This is a genomic window from Myroides sp. TSA_177.3, assembly GCF_052691955.1.
Genome location: NZ_JBQZGD010000019.1, coordinates 43844 through 63922, shown reverse-complemented (window position 1 = coordinate 63922; position 20079 = coordinate 43844). Strand labels below are relative to the sequence as shown.

General features: G+C 37.4%; 10 protein-coding genes. 7 read left to right on the top strand and 3 right to left on the bottom strand.

The features are described from left to right. Nucleotides 1–208: 208 nt before the first annotated feature. The gene (locus ACUTSE_RS14890; RefSeq protein ID WP_445640814.1) at nt 209–1825 is read right to left on the bottom strand and encodes an ABC-F family ATP-binding cassette domain-containing protein; all 1617 of its coding nucleotides are present in this window, start codon (nt 1823–1825) and stop codon (nt 209–211) included. A 176-nt stretch (nt 1826–2001) separates the two neighbouring features. On the opposite strand from ACUTSE_RS14890, the gene ACUTSE_RS14885 reads away from it, so the two are divergent. From ACUTSE_RS14885 to ACUTSE_RS14860, 6 genes are all read left to right on the top strand, one after another. After that, nucleotides 2002–3408 (top strand): TlpA family protein disulfide reductase, encoded by a 1407-nt coding sequence (locus tag ACUTSE_RS14885; RefSeq protein ID WP_445640813.1) that lies wholly within the window; start codon nt 2002–2004, stop codon nt 3406–3408. A gap of 1295 nt (nt 3409–4703) precedes the next feature. Then, entirely contained in the window at nt 4704–6617 is a 1914-nt protein-coding gene (locus ACUTSE_RS14880; RefSeq protein WP_445640812.1) for a DEAD/DEAH box helicase, read from the top strand. 67 nt (nt 6618–6684) lie between these two features. Next, a complete protein-coding gene (locus tag ACUTSE_RS14875) occupies nt 6685–7440 on the top strand; it encodes a carboxypeptidase-like regulatory domain-containing protein (protein WP_002991699.1) in 756 nt (251 codons plus the stop codon). Nucleotides 7441–7552: 112 nt separating this feature from the next. After that, on the top strand, nt 7553–8806 hold the full coding sequence (locus ACUTSE_RS14870) for a dihydroorotase (protein ID WP_445640811.1): 1254 nt from the start codon (nt 7553–7555) through the stop codon (nt 8804–8806). 35 nt (nt 8807–8841) lie between these two features. Beyond that, nucleotides 8842–9186: a hypothetical protein gene (locus ACUTSE_RS14865; RefSeq protein ID WP_002991695.1), complete on the top strand. Its 345-nt coding sequence runs from the start codon at nt 8842–8844 to the stop codon at nt 9184–9186. 2 nt (nt 9187–9188) lie between these two features. Further along, nucleotides 9189–9839, top strand: coding sequence for an alpha/beta hydrolase (locus tag ACUTSE_RS14860; RefSeq protein ID WP_445640810.1), 651 nt, complete (start codon nt 9189–9191; stop codon nt 9837–9839). A gap of 303 nt (nt 9840–10142) precedes the next feature. On the opposite strand, the gene ACUTSE_RS14855 is transcribed toward ACUTSE_RS14860, so the two are convergent. Continuing rightward, nucleotides 10143–12977: a gliding motility-associated C-terminal domain-containing protein gene (locus ACUTSE_RS14855; protein ID WP_445640809.1), complete on the bottom strand. Its 2835-nt coding sequence runs from the start codon at nt 12975–12977 to the stop codon at nt 10143–10145. 418 nt (nt 12978–13395) lie between these two features. On the opposite strand from ACUTSE_RS14855, the gene ACUTSE_RS14850 reads away from it, so the two are divergent. Next, on the top strand, nt 13396–15093 hold the full coding sequence (locus ACUTSE_RS14850; protein ID WP_445640808.1) for a T9SS type A sorting domain-containing protein: 1698 nt from the start codon (nt 13396–13398) through the stop codon (nt 15091–15093). Between the two features lie 83 nt (nt 15094–15176). Here the strand turns inward: ACUTSE_RS14850 and ACUTSE_RS14845 are convergent, their stop codons facing one another. Further along, nucleotides 15177–19775, bottom strand: coding sequence for a choice-of-anchor J domain-containing protein (locus tag ACUTSE_RS14845; RefSeq protein ID WP_445640807.1), 4599 nt, complete (start codon nt 19773–19775; stop codon nt 15177–15179). Nucleotides 19776–20079 lie beyond the last annotated feature (304 nt).

The window sequence follows — 20079 nt, the reverse complement described above, 5'->3', positions numbered from 1 at the left end:
TCACCAATCTCACCCTCTCACCAATCTCACCCTCTCACCCTCTCACCAATCTCACCAATCTCACCAATCTCACCAATCTCACCAATCTCACCACCTCACAAAAAACAAACCTCACAAAGAACAAAAAAAAAAGACCAACCCTAAAAAGGATTGGTCTTTCATATTTCAGATTATCTACCGTCAACAGTAAACTGTTAACCCTAAACAATTATTTATACATTTTATCTCTTAGTTCTTTCACTTTTGGATCATCTAAGTAATCTTCAAACGTCATATAACGATCGATTACTCCATTTGGCGTTAATTCCAAAATACGTGTTCCTACAGTTTGAGCAAACTCCTTATCGTGTGTAGTGAACAATACAGTTCCTTTAAACCCTTTTAACGAGTTATTGAAGGCTGTAATTGACTCTAAGTCTAAGTGGTTTGTTGGTTCGTCTAACATCAATACGTTAGCTCTTAGCATCATCATACGAGACAACATACAACGTACTTTCTCTCCTCCTGATAATACTCGCCCTGTTTTCAATGCTTCTTCACCAGAGAAAATCATTTTTCCTAAGAAACCACGTACATATACTTCGTCTCTTTCTTCTTCTGTTTTTGCCCATTGACGCAACCAGTCTACTAAAGTCAAGTCGTTTTCAAAAAAGGCATGGTTATCTGCTGGTAAGTACGACTGAGAAGTTGTAATCCCCCACTCTACTTTTCCTGCATCTGCTGCACGATTTTCATTGATGATTTCATAGAAAGCGGTTGTTGCACGTGAATCACGAGAGATAACCACAATTTTATCTCCTTTCACTACGTTTAAGTCCACATCTTTAAATAAAACTTCACCATCAATTGAACTAGCCAATCCTGTGATATTCAAGATTTGATCTCCTGCTTCTCTATCTTGATCAAAGATAATTGCTGGATAGCGACGAGAAGAAGGTTTAATATCATCTAATTTCAATTTATCAATCATCTTTTTACGAGAAGTTGCTTGTTTTGACTTCGCAACGTTCGCGCTAAAACGACGGATAAACTCTTCTAATTCTGCTTTTTTCTCTTCCGCTTTCTTATTTTGCTGTGCTCTTTGTTTTGCTGCTAATTGGCTTGACTCATACCAGAAAGTATAGTTACCAGAATAGTGCGTAATTTTTCCAAAGTCAATATCAGAAACGTGTGTACAAACCGCATCCAAGAAGTGACGGTCGTGAGAAACCACCAATACTGTATTTTCATAGTTTGCTAAGAAGTTCTCTAACCAACCGATGGTTTCAAAATCCAAGTCGTTGGTAGGCTCATCCATAATCAACACGTCTGGGTTACCAAATAAAGCCTGTGCCAATAACACACGTACTTTTAATTTAGCATCCATTTCAACCATTAAAGTATAGTGAAATTCTTCTGAAATCCCTAAGTTAGACAGCATCGTAGCTGCATCAGATTCTGCATTCCATCCATTCATCTCATCGAAACGAATTTGAAGCTCCCCAATACGGTCAGCATTCTCATCTGTATAGTTCAAATACAGCTCATCCATTTCTTTCTTTACCGCGAATAGGTCTTTATTTCCCATTACTACCGTTTCTAATACGGTATTTTCGTCAAACATATTGTGGTTCTGATTTAAAACCGACATACGTTTGCCCGGCTCTAGAATAACGTGTCCAGATGTTGGATCAAATTCTCCAGATAAAATTTTCAAAAACGTTGATTTACCAGCACCATTTGCACCGATAATTCCATAGCAATTACCTTGTGTAAAGGTTACATTTACTTCATCAAATAAAATTCGTTTACCGAACTGAACTGACAGATTTGAAACTGTTAACATTATTTCTCGTTTGATTTAATTTGTGCAAAATTACTAAATATATATGAGATTTAATCCCTCTTATTTATTTCAATTTTGAATTACTTATTTTAACCATCTATTAACAAGTTTAAATAATCGTAAAACTTACTTTTGCTATCGACGTCAATTTTTAACTAGCATTATTCCCCAAAACAATGTGTAGTAACTTTTTACATACAAGTATTCGCTATGGTTTATTGCCATTAATCACGTTGCTATTTTCTTGTCAGAAGAAATTTGAAGCAACGGATTACTCGGCCTATTTCAGTGGCGAAATACAAAACCCAACGAGCAATTACATTTTATTTTTCAAAGATAACGACTTGTTAGACACCATCTACCTAGATGAAAACAATCGCTTTGAGAAGAAATTTGATTCGCTTAGTCCAGGCATGTACATCTACAGGATTAACCCTGAATTTCAATACGTGTACTTTGATAAAAACGATAGTTTACACCTGCGTTTAAACTCAAGAGACTTTGATCATTCTATTATCTTTTCTGGTCGCGGTTCTGAAAAGAACAACTACTTGATGAACTTAACGGTAAAGAATTTAGTAGATGAATCGACTCGCTACGAGAACTACGACTATGGTGTGGATCGATTTATTCGTTTTATTGATTCAACGCATGCTGCTCGTACTACCAACTATTTAAGGAGTAAGGCAATTATTGGCTGGGGACCAGAATTTGACGTATACGCCAAAACAAAATTAGACCTTCATTTTTACAGTCAGAAAGAGATTTATCCCATCGCTCACTACGTGCGTACCAAAGAGGATATTCGCGAGCAACTACCTGCAAATTACTACGATTTCCGAAATAAGGTAGATTTTAACAACGAAAATCTCATCCGCTACTCTTCTTTTACGAAATACTTAGCCATCATGCTGAGCTCTATTAGCGATGAGTCGGATATTGATTTTGACAGTGAAACAAAATTTGATAAAAATATCACCAAGCTCAATGTTGTGGATACCTTGATTCGCAATGAGAAGGTAAAAAATACGATTTTAGACAATATTGCATTGATCTACTTATTAGAAGATCAAAATCTAAATAACAACGACAAGTTCTTTGATGCTTACTTTAAACTCTCTACGGATACCACCCAACACCAAGAGATCATAAAGATTCAAACGGCTGTTCAAAATTTGAAATACGAAAATCGCTTGCCTAAGGTTGATTTAGTTGACCTAGATGAGAAACCCGTAGATTTCAAAAAGTTAATCCACAAAAAAACACTGATGTTCGTTTGGACTAAAAACGGCTTAGCACACGCAGAAGCGAGTCACAAGAGAGCATTAGATTTATTGGAAAAACTCCCAAATATTCAGGTAATTTCTGTTTGTATTGATGGAGAACACCAAGAGTGGAAAGAACTAGTTAGTCCTTATAAACACCCTAACCTTATCGAATTGCGTTGTACGGATTTTAATGACATGAAAGATAAATGGATCATTACCAAAATTCAACGCAGTATCATCTTAAATAAAGACGGCAGCATTCAAGAGGCCTTCGTCAATATTTTTGACCGCAATATGGAGCAATTGTTGAAATAGGTGATGTAGTTTTGTGCTTTGTGAGGTTTGTGCTTTGTGAGGTTTGTGCTTTGTGAGGTTCGTGCTTTGTGAGGTTCGTGCTTTGTGAGGTTCGTGCTTTGTGAGGTTTGTGCTTCGTGAGGTTTGAGGTTTGTGCTTTGTGAGGTTTGCTTTTTTGCAAATCGCCTTTAGTCGATAAACCTAACAACTTCACAAAAAACCAAAAAAACGAAAATGCAATACTCTAATCAGTTACTCCGCTCTGTATGTCACCCTGACGAAGGAAGGGTCGCATACAGAGCTCACGCTAGGTGGTGAGAAGGTGAGAGAGGATTTCTTTGTGAGGTTTGCTTTTTTGCAAATTGTCTTTAGTCGATAAACCCAACAACTTCACAAAAAATCAAAAAAGCAATACTCCAATCAGTTACTCCGCTCTGTATGTCACCCTGGCGAAGGAAGGGTCGCATCCGTTACTCAACGCCAGTAATTCCGTCTAGTATTAGGTGAGCGCGGGATGCGACCCTTCGTTACCTCAGGGTGACATGCTGCTCGTGATCATGAGTTTTATCGATTAAAAAAGAATTTCTCACCGCCTTATCATCTCATCAGGAATTATCCAGTTCCTTGGCAAATTGCCATTTGCCACTACGGGATTTTACATCTCACCGCCTCACCCTCTCATCGTTTCAGTTTATTCTTTCACAAAAAAGCACAAAAAAACCCTTCAATAGCAGAAAGAAGTTTGAGGCTATCAAAGGGTTTATATATCTTTAAGAATTCAGTATAATATATTTAGTCCCCACTAATATTTTTATGATATCTTAAAATGTTCATACACAAGTAGATTTTGTGTACTATTTTCAAACTCCTAGGACAAAATTACAAGTAGTTTTGTAAAAACAAAGCACATCTGTTCTTTTTTTTACTTCTTTCGTTCCTCTCTCCTGCTTACTTCATCAAATAGCAACGATAAAAAACAGTCAACCGTTTTAAAACCAGTACTATTAGAAAAAACAGAATAGAAATAAAGTTTTTCTCTCTATAGTCTTGTCCGTTCTTCTTCTATTTCCTCCGTTCATATACACCTTATATTTACTAGGTGAGCTTCTTATTTCATTTTTGAGATTCCTTACTTTGGAGCCAAGAAATTCGGGTATAGGATTTAATAATTCACAATCTTTCCTTGATTTTACGTCATAAAATGAAAATAATCCGAATTTCAACGGCATAAATCATTATTTTTATTTTTTTTATAGATATAAATCCCTATTTTATAAAAGAATAGTAGTACCTTTGTGGCTATTTTTAAATTTTATATGAACAATTTCGAACTATTAGGTCTAAATGAATTGCTAGTATCTGCAATTAATGATTTGGGATTTGAGAATCCCTCAGAAATCCAAGAAAAAGCAATTCCTTTATTATTAGAAAAAAATACCGATATTGTTGCGTTAGCCCAAACAGGGACTGGGAAAACCGCAGCATTTGGTTTTCCGCTTATTCAGAAAATTGACCTGTCTAAAAAACACACTCAAGCGTTGATTTTATCGCCAACGCGTGAGTTATGCTTGCAAATTGCAAATGAAATCAAACAATACTCTAAGTACGTAAAAGGACTTCATACAGTAGCTGTATACGGTGGGGCGAGTATTACAGAGCAAGCAAGAGAAATCAAACGTGGTGCACACATCATTGTAGCTACTCCAGGTAGAATGCAAGATATGATTAACCGCGGAATGGTTGACATCAAACATATTGAGTACTGTGTGTTAGATGAGGCAGATGAAATGTTGAATATGGGGTTTTATGAGGACATCACCTCTATTTTAGCTGACACACCAGAAGACAAAAGTACTTGGTTATTCTCTGCAACAATGCCTGCTGAAGTAGCAAGCATCGCAAGAGAGTTTATGTCTAATCCTGCTGAAATCACAGTTGGACATAAAAATCAAGGTTCTACTAATGTTAGTCACGAGTATTATGTAGTTTCTGCTAGAGATCGCTATTTAGCGTTAAAACGTTTAGCAGATGCCAATCCAAATATCTTCTCTGTAATCTTTTGTAGAACAAAGAGAGATACACAAGCGATTGCTGAAAAATTAATCGAAGACGGTTATAACGCAGCAGCTTTACACGGTGATTTATCGCAAGCACAACGTGATTCGGTAATGAAAGCGTTTAGAGGAAAGCAAATTCAAATGTTAGTAGCAACAGACGTTGCTGCTCGTGGAATTGACGTGGATGATATTACACACGTAGTAAACTACCAACTTCCGGACGAAATCGAAACGTACACACACCGTAGTGGTCGTACAGGACGTGCTGGAAAATCAGGAGTTTCTATGGTGATTATTACGAAAAGTGAAGCTCGTAAGATTTCTCAAATCGAACGCATCATGAAAACGAAATTCGAAGAGAAACCGATTCCTTCAGGAATTGAAATCTGCGAAATTCAGTTGTACCACATTGCTAATCGTATCAAAAACGTAGCAGTTAGTTCTGAAATTGATACTTTCTTACCTTCTATCATGGAGTTATTGGAAGATTTAACAACGGAAGAATTAATCAAAAAAGTAGTTTCTGTTGAGTTTAACCACTTATTAGAGTACTACCAAAAATCAGGTAATAGCTTAACTAATGTGGGTTCTTCAGGAAGATCTTCTAAAGAGGTTCCTACAGACGGAGCAGTTCGTTTCTTCTTAAACTTAGGAGCAAAAGACGGTTTCGATTGGATGAGCTTGAAAGATTACTTACGTGATACCTTAGAATTAGGACGTGATGACTTATTCAAAGTAGATGTAAAAGAAGGATTCTCTTTCTTCAATACAGATGCTGAGCATGCGGATAAGATTATGACTATCTTAAACAACGAAACGTACCAAGATCGTCGAGTAAATGTTGAAATCTCGAATAATGACGGCGGAAGAAACGCTGGTAGAAGAGACCACAACAGACGCGGAGGCGGTGGACGTGGCGGAGATGGAGGTTTCCGTTCTGAGCGCAGAGATCGCGGTGATAGAAATGACAGAGGTGGTGAAAGAAGAGGCGGTGATCGTTCAACGAGCAACCGTTCAGATCGCGGAGGACGTTCTAATGATCGCAACGACAGAAATGATCGCGGTGACAGAGGAAACAGAAACGACAGAGCCCCTCGTAATGAGAGAAGCTCATCAAATTCTTCTAGAAGAAGTGGTGACAACAGTGCACCAAGACGTCCAAGAAGAAGTTAATCTGTTAATTTTTTTCAAATAAGATATAAAACTGTAAAATATCCACTATTTTTAAGCAATTTTAAAAATGATGAGAAATTTTACAGTTTTTTTATTTACATGCCTAATCTCTTTCGCGGCATGGAGTCAGTCTTCCCAAGTGAAAGGTACAATCTACAACGACAAATCGCTTTTACCAGTGGACGATGTCAACGTGATTAACGTCACCCAAGTGAAAGGAACAGTCAGCAAAAGGGATGGTTCATTCTCTATCGCTGCCAACCTCAACGACTCGATTCACTTTTCATTTCCTGGTTATTTGCCTATTAAGTTAAAGGTAACCAATGACTGGTTAAACAACGATAATCTTAAACTGTACTTGACGGAACAGTCTATTGAATTGGCTGAAATCTTCATCAAGAAATACGACTTAACTGGAATTCTAGAAGTTGATACTAAATTAATCGAGCTGAATGATAAGCTACAGGTTGACTTTTACAGACGTACAAGTATGCCAACGTATAATATTGCGGTAGGTAGTTACTTTAGCCCTGTAGATGCAGTATACAACTTATTCAAAGGAAAAGCCAAAGAACTTAAAAAGATCGAGGACATTCGAGAGGATCAAAACATGATTGCTTTGATGCAAACACGCTATGACCGTGAGATTGTTTGTGGTTTATTGGGTATCACCCAAGAAGATATCATAAAGACATTAAAAAACTGCAACCAATCGGATCGCTTCATTTATACCGCTACTGATTTTCAAATCTATCAGGCGCTAAATGAATGTTTTGAGAATTCGAAAATATTAGTGAAAAAACAAAATAATACATCCAGATAAGGGGTGTATTTTTTTTGTTCTTTTCTTCGGATACTTCCTCGCAAAACCAAAAAATAAAAAGTATTTTTGTACGCAATAACTACACATAACTAATTTTAATTCTCGCACTAAAATGAATATCATTTTAAAATCTGCAAAAGTCATAGATTCAACAAGTCCTTTCAACAATCAAGTTGTGGATATACACGTAAAAGACGGAAAAATTGAAAAAATAGCGGCTTCGATTACAGAAGCTGATGCTACTGTTGTTCAATTGGATCATTTAAGTGTTTCTCCAGGTTGGTTTGATACTTCTGTTTCCTTTGGTGAACCAGGATATGAAGAGAGAGAAACCTTGGTTCATGGATTAGAAGTAGCGGCAAAGAGTGGTTTTACTCAAGTGGCTATTGAATCGAACAACAACCCTATCACAGACAACCAAAGTATTGTAAGCTTTATCAAACAAAAGGCATTCGGACAAACAACGGAAGCTTTTCCAATTGGTGCGCTAACGGTAAAAAGTGAAGGAACAGACCTAGCAGAATTATACGATATGAAAAACGCGGGTGCTGTAGCATTCGGCGATTATAAAAAAGCAATTGACAATGCGAATGTCTTAAAAATTGCGTTGCAATATGTACAGGATTTTGATGGATTGATTCTTGCTTTTTCTCAAGATAAGAGCATCAAAGGAAAAGGAGTAGCACACGAAGGTGTAACGAGTACGACACTAGGATTAAAAGGAATTCCTCCTTTAGCAGAAGAATTACAAGTAGCTCGCAATTTGTTCTTGTTGGAATATACGGGTGGAAAAATGCACATTCCGACTATTTCAACAGCTAAATCAGTAGAGCTAATCCGCGAAGCTAAGGCAAAAGGACTACAGGTAACATGTAGTGCGGCAGTTCATCAGTTGGTTTTAACGGATGCTAAATTAACGGAATTTGATAGCCGTCATAAAGTATCCCCTCCGCTACGCGATGAAGCAACGAGACAAGCGTTACTACAGGGTGTCTTAGATCATACGATCGATTGTATTACTACGGATCATACGCCTTTAGATATCGAGCATAAAAAGTTGGAATTTGATATGGCTACGTCCGGAACTATTGGACTGGAGTCTGCTTTTGGAGCCTTGAATACCGTGTTGCCTATTGAGATTATCATTCAAAAACTAACAGCAGGTCGCGCTATTTATGGTGTACCAACGGCTAGTATCCAAGAAGGAAATGAGGTTAACCTCAGCTTATTCTCTACGGAAGGCACCTGGACGTTCGGAAAGGAAAACATCCTGTCAAAATCGAAAAACTCAGCGTTTTTAGGAACAGCGATGCAAGGAAAAGTATATGGTACCATTCGCCTTGACAAGCAAACATTTAATTTTTAGTTTGACTAAAAAACAACTTATATTATTCAAGTATTATGATTAAAACTTTTACGGCCAAAGAAATTGAAAGCGGAAAGAATATGGCACTTGCATCACATCTTACTATTTTAGGGTGTATGATTGTCATCTTTATGAATATTGAGCCGAAGAACAAATATGCTGGATTCTACATCAAGCAAACGTTTGGGTTGCATTTGATGTTTTATGTTTTTGGGTATTTTGTATCCAATGTGGACTCCCTCATTGCAACAGTTCCCTTTTATCTTTGTTTTGTTGTCTTGTGGTTCTATAGCTTTTTAGGCTCTATTCAGGGAGACGTACGCGTACTGCCTGGAATAGGGGGTTATTTTCAAAAATGGTTTGACAAATTATCGGCATAAATATGGAAACATCGTTATCAATCAATTACTTGATTCAAGAACCTAAAGTAAAGAAGGATAAGAATCCTTTAATTCTATTGCTTCATGGTTATGGTAGCAATGAAGAGGATTTATTTTCATTTGCAAGTGAACTTCCTGAAGACTATTATATTGTATCTGCTCAAGCGCCCTACCCTGTTCCACCTTACGGTTATGCTTGGTATGCAATTCACTTTGACGCTGATGCTAATAAGTTTTCTGATGATCAACAAGCCATTGAATCTCGCGATTTAATCGTAAAATTCATCGATGAATTAACAGCAAAATACGCGATTGATTCAGACAATATAAACTTGGTAGGATTTAGTCAAGGGGCTATTTTAAGCTATGCGATTGCACTTTCTTATCCGGAGAAAATCAATAAAGTGGTTGCCTTAAGTGGTTACTTCAATACGAATATCATTACCCCTGGTTTTGAACAACACGATTTCAGTCAATTGCGCTTGTTTGCGTCTCATGGTACGGTAGATCAGGTCATTCCTGTTGAATGGGCTAGAAAAACATCGCCTATTTTGGATGCCTTACAAGTTAAACACCAATACAAAGAGTACCCTGTAGGTCATGGCGTTCATCCGTTGAACTTTGCAGACTTTAAGAAGTTTTTGATTGGTTAATTCGTAATCGAATATATTTACAATAAAGCCCATTCTGCTGTAGAATGGGCTTTATTGTTGGTGATCAGTTATATCGATATTAAATCATGTCATAAGGCCAATTGCCACTGGTCCCTACACACCTCATCGTCGCAACAACAACTAACCCTTAACTCCTAACCCTTAACTCCTAACCCTTAACTCCTAACCCTTAACTCCTAACCCTTAACTCCTAACCCTTAACTCCTAACCCTTAACTCCTAACCCTTAACTCCTAACCCTTAACCCTTAACCCTTAACCCTTAACCCTTAACCCTTAACCAATTAATAATTCAACTGCACCCAGCCTGTTCGTTGTTTTCCGTGTGAAATTAAAATATAGTAATACGTCCCTGCAGGTAATTTGTTACCGGATTTATCCTGTCCTTCCCATTGGTTGGTATACCCTAGACCATGACTATATACCTCTACTCCATTGCGGTTAAAAATCTGAATTTTAGCAATTCCATAATCGGATAAGTCAAAGGTATCATTAATACCATCTCCATTAGGTGAGATACCTCTTGGAATAGGGCAATCTTGAAAACTAATGGTAAAACTACTTTCATCCCAACAAAACGTATCGTTCCCTCCGCGTTTAGCGTAGATATACAACATAGTGGGTTCTATTATCACCGCTCCTTCTTTTAATTCTAATCCTTTTCCTTGAGGCTCAGTATGATATGAATTACCAGGGGACAATGAAGGAAGTACGTAATTTTCACAATAGACCAATTGATTATCAAAGCGATCAGCTACAATAGGTTCATAAATGGTGAGTTGGAAGGAACTTTCTCCATCACAGCCGCGCTCCCCTATGGTATAAATATAAAGCGTTGAGTCTCCTTTTACCGTATAGACCTCCCCTGCTTGATAGCGAGTTCCTTGTCCATCTTCTTCTGAATAGTAGTATTCCCCTTCTTTTAATTCAGGCAATACATAGCTTTCACAAGCATACACCGCATTTAATTTGGTTACTTGAATAGGAGCTGTTCGAATTGCTTCAAATGTTGCCACCTTGACGCATTTTGTTTTTAAATTAGTCACCTTAACATAAACCGTAGTGCTGCGTTTTACCTCAATACTATCAGGCATCTCTCGGGTAAGTTCCTCATCTTCATAATACGCAATCGCATACTTACGCACACTATCTTCTCCTAAGACTTCGAAAATACGGTCTTTATGCTGTGCAATATTCATGCTTACCTGACCTTGAGGATCTTTTACACTCCCACAAACAACATAATTTGGTAAATCATTCACTTGAAAATCCTCTTTTATGAAATTGAATGAACGTTCCATAACAAAATCTTCTCCTTCACAATTTTGATACATCGCTTTAGCTGTATAATTAACGTCTTCGGTAATAATCACATCAATGACTTCTTCTCTTGAAAACGGCATGCCATTTTTATACCATTGAAAATTGACTGATGATTCTCCATCGGGAATGAAACGCCAAGCTTCATTCGTTGTGGTCCATGTTCCTGTATTGCGTCCTGGAGGTACTTGAAATTGTGTTCTTGTTCCTCCTTGGATACCGATTAGTCCATTTCCGCTATTGTGATTGCGATTAACGGGTCTATTTTTAACGTAGACATCAATGATATTCGTTCCTTCATATAAAACGATTTGAGAAGTTTGTGTACTTCCCTCAATATCATTTGGGTTAAAGGGCACATTAAACAAGCCCATATGATACATATTGACGACCAACGCTCGACAAGGGTATGTACCCAAAACTTGATAATTAAAAGAATAATCTTCCGGGGAAGTAGCGGGATACAAATCCTGGTATACGCCAAATACGGCTTGGGTAAAAGGCCCCATTGAAGTTCCTGTTGGCAAGAAAGGAAGCGCTTGATTGAATTCCCATGCACTAAATGTATTGGGGGTATACATCCCCCCTGACACTTCATTTTTAATACTAAACGAAAGAGCTCCATTGGTAGAGACTAATGCTTTATTGTATTGCTTGCCATAAAAACAAAAATCAAACCCTAGGTGAATGATATCCGACCAAATATCATCTGCTGTTAAAGCAATACCATTTCCGCCAAAAAATGGAAAAGGCGGTTCGTATTCAATAGCTTCGACACGATACTGATCTGTTTTTTTAATATCTACATATTGAACCGCTAATCGATGGGCTACAGGCCCTTCTTCGCAGATGTAGTACGTATCTGTTGCGGAGGGAGGCAATCCTTCTACGCCTCCATCTAAATTAGCACACATTGGAGGGATGAAGTAAGAATACGGTAAGGGGCCTCTCCACTTCGTTTTGGTTTGCCCTGATGCATCTTGACAAATCGCTCGGACATAAAATTCAAAAAAGGCGCCTTCTTCTACTTCTTCCATTACGAGTGCTGGCGTATTTTCTACTAGGATTCCCCTTGTAGTATCTGACGGAGCTGCTTGTCCTTGCAAGGTTGTATATACTTCCCAAGCGCGTTCTTCTCCACGTGGGGTCCACGATAAGCGTACATCAGCAGATCTGCCGATAAATTCGGCTTGTAGGTTTGTGGGAGCAAAACAGGTTACTTGCTGACCAAAGGTCAGTTTAACATTGGGCCGATTGGAACTGGAACTTAGATACTCCGTTGGAATAGCATTATCTCGGGCAGCTGTAAAATGCATTGCTGCGATAGAAGTAGCTGCGACATTAAATCCGTCGACTCCATCTCCATTTCCACTTCCCCCCGCATTTGCCTCCACTAAAACCAATAAGCTTTTTGTCCGGTCTAAAAAGGGGAATGATTCGTCAAATGCGATGGAATTAAACCCTAAACCAGCAGAGGTAAATGGGCCATCATACATCAGGGTAGCTCCTTGTATAAAGGTATTCCAATTGGCTGCTGTAAGTGAGATTGCCTCCACCTCTTTCAAGTAAATTTTGATTGGTCTTGTAGGTTTGGTTGTTCCAATAGACCAAGCAATCTCGTTGATATAGCCCGTTCGACCTATTTCTGCAGCGGTATAGAGTGCCGCAGAGCGTTCAAAACCATACCAATTACTCAACGGTTGTCGGATGGTAGCTGTACCAGTTCCGATAGTTACTTCTTGTCCCAATACCTGAACAAGATGAAACAAGAAAAGAAAAAGCAAGGTAATTTTTTTCATCTGTAGTTATTTTGGTTTTTTAGTTATTTCCCAAATATATACTAAGAAAATATTATTATTAACACAAAAATAACAGATTAAGTAAATTTAATTTCATTTTAATCCGTTTTTAATGACCTTTTAATGCTATTCTAATCTGTATAAAAAATAGAGTGCCCTTAGGAGATACTCTATTTTTTCTTTTTCTATATGAAGTAACTTTATATCGTATTTGTTGAATATGGGGGCGAATTATTATCCTTTGAACGGTATTCATCGAACATAGGGGGCGAATTGCCATTCGCCCCCACGAAGTGTAATTTTATTAATTTTACCATAAATAAAATAATAACTTATACTAAAAACAAAACACAAAACTTTGTTTTTAATGTTTTTTTTTACATAAATTCAAGTTTATTTTAAACCAAAATAATTAATTATGAAGAAAAATGTATTCCTTTTGTTTTTATTGCTCTTCGCTAGTGGGAGTTATGCGCAGATGATTAATGATTTTGAACAAGGTCCAGCTTCTATTCCATTGAACGCTGCAGTATACCGAAATCAGAATAGCACTATGTTTAATATTATTGAATGCAATATTGGCGTTACTTTTGGCAGTGTTTTTACTCCACCTAGCCTCTTGAACAATGCTGCTGCAAAAGCATCTCTTATGACTGCAATTAATGAACCTATTTTAAGCACTTATGGCATTGCTTATCCTTGTGTGGGCTCAAGTGGTGGTAAATATTCCCTTCGTTTAAACAATCAAGGCGGAGGACAAGACATCACCTCTTACACCCAAACCTTCAGACCGACGTCCAAGTACTTAAGTTTTGATTATTTGGCTGTTTTAAATTCTCCTCATATTGAAGATGATGATGTACAACCGTTTTTTACTGTCCGTTTATTGGATCTAAATGACAATATTATCTCTTCTGTTCCCTTTTGTGCCAAAGCTTCCTTAAACGATTTGATTTTGACCAAAGTGAACGATGAACTTTTTTATACGGAAGACTTTTATTGCCAAACCATTGCAATTCCTGAAGAATATGTAAATAGAGAGGATATCAAAGTTCAGTTTGTGATTGCGGATTGTGGATGGGGAGGAGATGTTGGCGTGGTCTATTTAGACAATATCCGAATGGGGGATCCTTGTGAATCTCCTCAATTTGGTTTTATTGACTTGAATCCAAGTAATAATCTTTGCAACCCCAAAAAGGTAATTGTTACTGGAAACTATACAGCACCCCAAGGTACAACTTACACCAGTTCTAATTTAAAAATACTTGATAGTAATGGAACTCCCGTTTCTATCCCCCCTTCAAGAATCATTTTAAATCATTTTAGCGGAGGAACATTTAGCTATACGATAGAATTTCTTACTCCACTTCCTATCGGATCATACGAAGTGAAAGTAGAAGCAACTTTTACCAATGCCATTGGTTATACGTATCTTTTAGAAGCTGAGTCTACAGATCCTGAGGCTGATATTATTTTTATAAGCTCAAATCCTGATCCATCACCTTTGAATGTCATGATTAAACATGATGAGAATGGAGGAATGATTCAACCAAAAGGTTATGTAAAATGGAATAATGTAGGAGGACCTTATATAATTGAATACATTTATGATGGCTATTGTTGTGGAGGCTCATATTCCCCACATCTTGTAGATCAACAAATCCATCAAATAGAAATTAATGAACCTTTTATTTCACCAGCAACATTTTATGCCATGGCAAGAAAAACAAGTAAATGCTTGCGATTTAGAGTAAGAACCCTTTGTAAAGAATGGAGTACTTGGTGCTGTATAACTTCACATAGTTGGCGAGAAGAAAGATTTAACCCTAATAATCCTAATGATCCTTTTAACATCTGTCTAGATGAAATTGACTTGAATAACCTGCATCCAAGACGAAACTTAGTTGCCTATCCCAATCCCGTAAGTGGTACCATTTCTATACTAAATGCTACAGCTACACAATTTACGATTTATGATTTAGGTCAACGAGTAGTGAAACAAGTAGAAGTAAAAGCAGAACAAGAAGAAATAAAAATTGATTTATCTGATTTGAAAAAAGGCATGTATATTTTAAAAACCAATCAAGGAGAAGAAGTAAAAATCATGAAAGAATAAAAAAAAGCCAATCCTATATCAAGGATTGGCTTTTTCATTTCAGCTTATTTTCTGTCAACTCTTAACTGTCAACTCTTAACCCCTTAATAATTCAACTGTACCCAGCCTGTTTTTAATTTACCATGGGATACAATCACGTAATAGTACGTACCAGAAGGTAATTTATTTCCGGATTTATCTTGTCCCATCCATTCATTTTTATATCCTAAACCATGACTATATACCTCTACTCCATTTCGATTAAACACTTGTATTTTGGCTACGCCATACTCCGTTAAATCAAAAGAATCATTGATTCCATCTCCATTTGGCGAGAAGCCTTTAGGTAAAGGACAATCTTCAAAATCAATGGTAAAGCTACTCTCATCATAACAGTACACTGTTTTATTTCCGTTTCGTGTTACAATATAAATAGTCATTGGTACGATGACCTCATAACCTTCAAAAAGCTCTATTCCAGTTTCCCCTTCTCCGGTGTAATATTTACTATCCGCAGGAAGTTCTGGTAGGGTAAATACCTCACATGTAAGTACCTTGCTTTCCAATACTGGAGCAAACACCTCTGGTAAAATCTCTATTTTAAAATTAGATTCCCCATAACATTGCTTCTCATCTTCGTGATAGACATAAAGGGTGTTGACTCCTACCACATCGTATCGATCCCCTGCATTGTATCGAGTTCCCGCTCCATACGGTGCTGTGTAATACGCTTCTCCTTCGGCTAATGCTGGGAGTATTGTCTCCTTACAAACGAAAATATCTTTTATTTTCGTTGCCCCTAGCTGTGTATTAATTCCCAATTTAAAACTTACTGTTTTAGAACATTCTGTAATGTTGTTAGTAACCTTCATAAAGATGGTTTCTGCCAATGGATCCGTAGTTGTATGTAGCGTTTCCAACTGATTTTCTCCATTTTCAGCCTCTGCTTCTGTGGCATAATATTCAATCGTAAAGTCATCTACATTTAACTGTTGCAGTACATTTGGAATATTTTCATCCAAATTATACGTATACATACTACCTGGTTTTTTCGCACAATCAAATACTGTTTTTGGTGTTCCTAGAATCATTGGTTCTTTCAAAAACTTAAAGCTTTTTTCGATGACCATCTCTTCACCATTACAGTGTTCATACTTAATTCTACCCGTATACGTTGTAGACTCTTCAATCGTTACGGTAATATCTGTATCTGTAGTAAGTACCTCACCATCTTTCAACCATTCAAAACTAGCAATAGACTCTCCGTTCGGCGTAAAGCGCCAAGCTTCATTTTGTGCCGTCCAATCACCTGTATTTCTATCTGCTGGAAAGTGAGCTAAAGTACCGTCTTGGTTTTGCATCCCTATTAAACCATTACCCTCATTCCAGCCCTCACATGGTATTCTATTTTTCACATACACCTCTACAATATTTGTTCCTTCATATAATACAACCTGAGTAGTTGCAGTGCTTCCTTCAATATCATCTTCATCATATCCACATTGAAACATTCCCATTTGATAAATATTAAATACTAAGGCACGACATGGATATGAACCCAGAATCTGATAATTTACTGAATAATTATCTGGTGATTCTTCAGGATTAGTATCTTGTAAAACACCAAATATTGCATTGGCAAACGGAGGATTTCCAAAATCTCCTACAAAAGGAATAGGATCAAAAAATTCCCATCCACCTCGAGTACCTGGTTCATATAAACCTCCTGGAACAACTCCCTCAATACTAAATGTAATTGCCCCATTGGCGGAAATTAAGACTTTGTTGTAACTATTACCATAAAAACAAAAATCGAATCCTAAATCAATGATGTCCGACCAATCGTCATCCACAGTCAAATTTACAGCATCTCCTCCGAAAAATGGGAATGGTGGTGTATAGTCAATCGCTTCAACTGTATAATCTGTTGTTGCTTTGATATCGTAATAGTTTGCTTTTAAATCTAATGTATACGGATCATCGGAACAGATGATATAATCGCCATCCGCCGAAATATTTAATTCAATATCATCTAAAGTAATTCCTGCACATCCAGGAGGATGAAAGATAGAATAATCTTTAGGTCCTGTCCACCAACCTTTTTCTGTATCTGAACAAATAGGGCGTACGAACACCTTATAGAACGTCTCTTCTGGTACATCCTCTACGATATAAGAAGGATCACCTTCTACTATAATCCCTGTATCCGATTCCGTTGGATATGGCTCTCCATTTTCGATAATAAAAACCTCCCATTTGGTTTGTCCTGGTCCAGGAGTCCACGTTATTTCAAAATTATTTGTATTTTCAATTAACAAGGCATTCAAATCTGTCACATCTTTACATGTATAGATCTTAACTACGATATTATCCACAGCTGCAGGTGGTTGAGTTCCTGAATATGAATTTTGTATCCATTCAAAAACAAGGCGCATATTTTGGCCTGCAAAAGCTGTCACATCGACCACATTTCGCTGAACTGTAAATTGATTTGCATTGACAAACAAGGTAGTTGGGTCAATCTCTATGCGATTAGCAGCTGGGGTAATTGGTGTATCTGCTGTTGGTGTAAATGAGGCTGGTACCATCCAAACCTTCATGAAATCATTCGGTTCATCATCCCATCTAGCATCAAAGTCACCCATTGCTCGCCATACAAAAGAAATATCGAGCTGCTGTGTATTTGCAGGAACAATAAAGTCTTTAAATGCATGAATTACCGTTTCCTCGTCCACGTTGTAGGTATTCATAACTCCACTGTTATTCGTTACGTACAAAGAACGAGTTCCGTAGGCACTTACTGCATTTCCAGCTACCCACTGATGAAAATTGTTTTGAGTCGTTTGAAAATAGACATCTTCTTCAAAAGACTCGTTGTACGGTAGCGCTTGAGCTGTCATATTCGGGATATTAACCGCAATAGGCCCAATCCATTTACTCTTGGTTGTTGCATCACAAGCCGTTCTCATCCACACATAGTAAAAAGAACCCGTAGTAAGATTGGCAAATGTATAGGTATTTCCAGTAGCACTATGTGTAGCTACGTCAGTATCCAAAGCTAATGGCAATGGATTTGTTCTCAATAAGAACTCGTAGTTATCTACGCCAGTTGCAGGTGTCCAACCTACAGTAAAGCTTGTTCCAGTAACGGCATTTACTGTTAAATTTTGAGGTCTACTACAAAGCACTTTGCTCAAATTGACATTATCAATAGCAGCAGGAGGTTGTGTACCGCTACTACCGTCGTTTCTCCATTCAAAAACTAAACGCATTGTACTGCCTGCATAAGGCGTTCCATCAAAGAAAATTAATTCATTGCGGAAGGCATTATTCCAATAATAATTAGACTGTCCAATTTGAACCACTCCATCCTCATCTTCGTCAATTTCTTCATTGGCCACTAGTACATAATCAGTAGGGACCACCCAAACTTTAAAGTAATCACTAGGCCAAAACTCACTTTCTCCCATGCAGAGCCAATCAAAAGTTAGTTGTAATTCATTGACATCGGCATCAATAGTAAAATCCTTATACGCATGTGCAACCGTTGATTCCCAATCTTCATCATCTGTTTCATAATGATGCGAAACCCCTTCATCATCGCTGATGTACATGGCGTGCGTTCCACCGTTATTTACAGCAGTACCAACAACCCATTTATTCACTTTATTGCCGAGGAATACAAAGTTATTTGTTCCTTCAAAATCATCTATAAAAGGCAATGCAGTCGGAACCATTTGAGTACTGAAATTCACTGGTCCAACCCAATCAGAAGACTCATCGTCTGTACATTTCGCTCGAACATATACTTCGTATGCTGTATTCGATATAAGCTGCGTTGCGTTATAAGTAGCGGCTTGTACTTCTACACCTGAAGTAGGCTCACCCGTACCAGCTATTTGTACAGCTACTTCCCACTCCTCTTCTTGGTACCCCGCCGTCCAATTGATTTGCGCGCTATCTACTGTTCGATTAGAAACCGTTATCCCGCTCGGCGTAGGACAAGCTGGAATATCTTCCACAATAACATTGTCAATATATAAACGCCATCCATCTAATCCTCCCGGTGGTACATGCCAAGCAATATTGACATTTCCTGTAAAAGGCGTGCCATTTTCATCTGCTAAATACACGATTTCTTCTCGGTACTCTATATTAGAGTATTGATTCAGTGGGACTAATTCACGTGTAAAATTAGCTGGTGCGGTTCCACTTGTTGACAGCATCACTCTAAAATCATTAGGTTCACCCTGAGACTGAACACGATAAAAATAGCGCAAGCGTTGATTGCCGTTCAATTGAATGGTTGGTGAGATTAACCAATCATCATTATCTCCATCATTGTAATCGGTATACAATATCGCTACTTGATCTCCTACATAAGGATTGTTACCGTAGTTTAAATCCCAAGTATTATCATCCTCATTTCCATCTACAACCGTCCAACATTCTTTTGTTGGAGAATCGGAAGCAAAGGTTTCAACAAAGGGAAGAGTAGTGATAACGGTACAAGTAGTAGGATCATCAAAAAATAAAGTTGATTCATCACTTCCTCCTAGTACATTTAAGATACTACTCGTTTCAAACCAATGCATTCCTCTATCCTCCATCCAAACTTTAATCTTTGGTGAGGCTAGGACAAATGCAGGTATTACTAAGAGAGCGAGTAGCACTCCCTTCAGTAATTGTTTTCTTTTTGCCATAAATTTTTTTTTACTATTACTACTATGAATGAACTAAATTAAACAAAAATTTAGTTAAAAAAACATTCTCGAAACTAAGTAATCAAAAAAATATTTGATTTAAAAAACGAAAACAAAACAAATATCGCAAAATATAAGAGAATAAGACAATTTACAGTCATTTAAAGCCTATCTGTTTTCCTAATTTTTTAACATACAAGTTTATTCAATTTCTCTTCCTTAGGCTGCAAAACATCGAAGAAATCAGTTATAAAAAAGAAAGAGAAGACTACAATTGCATATCTTTTTCGCATATTCTAGCAGA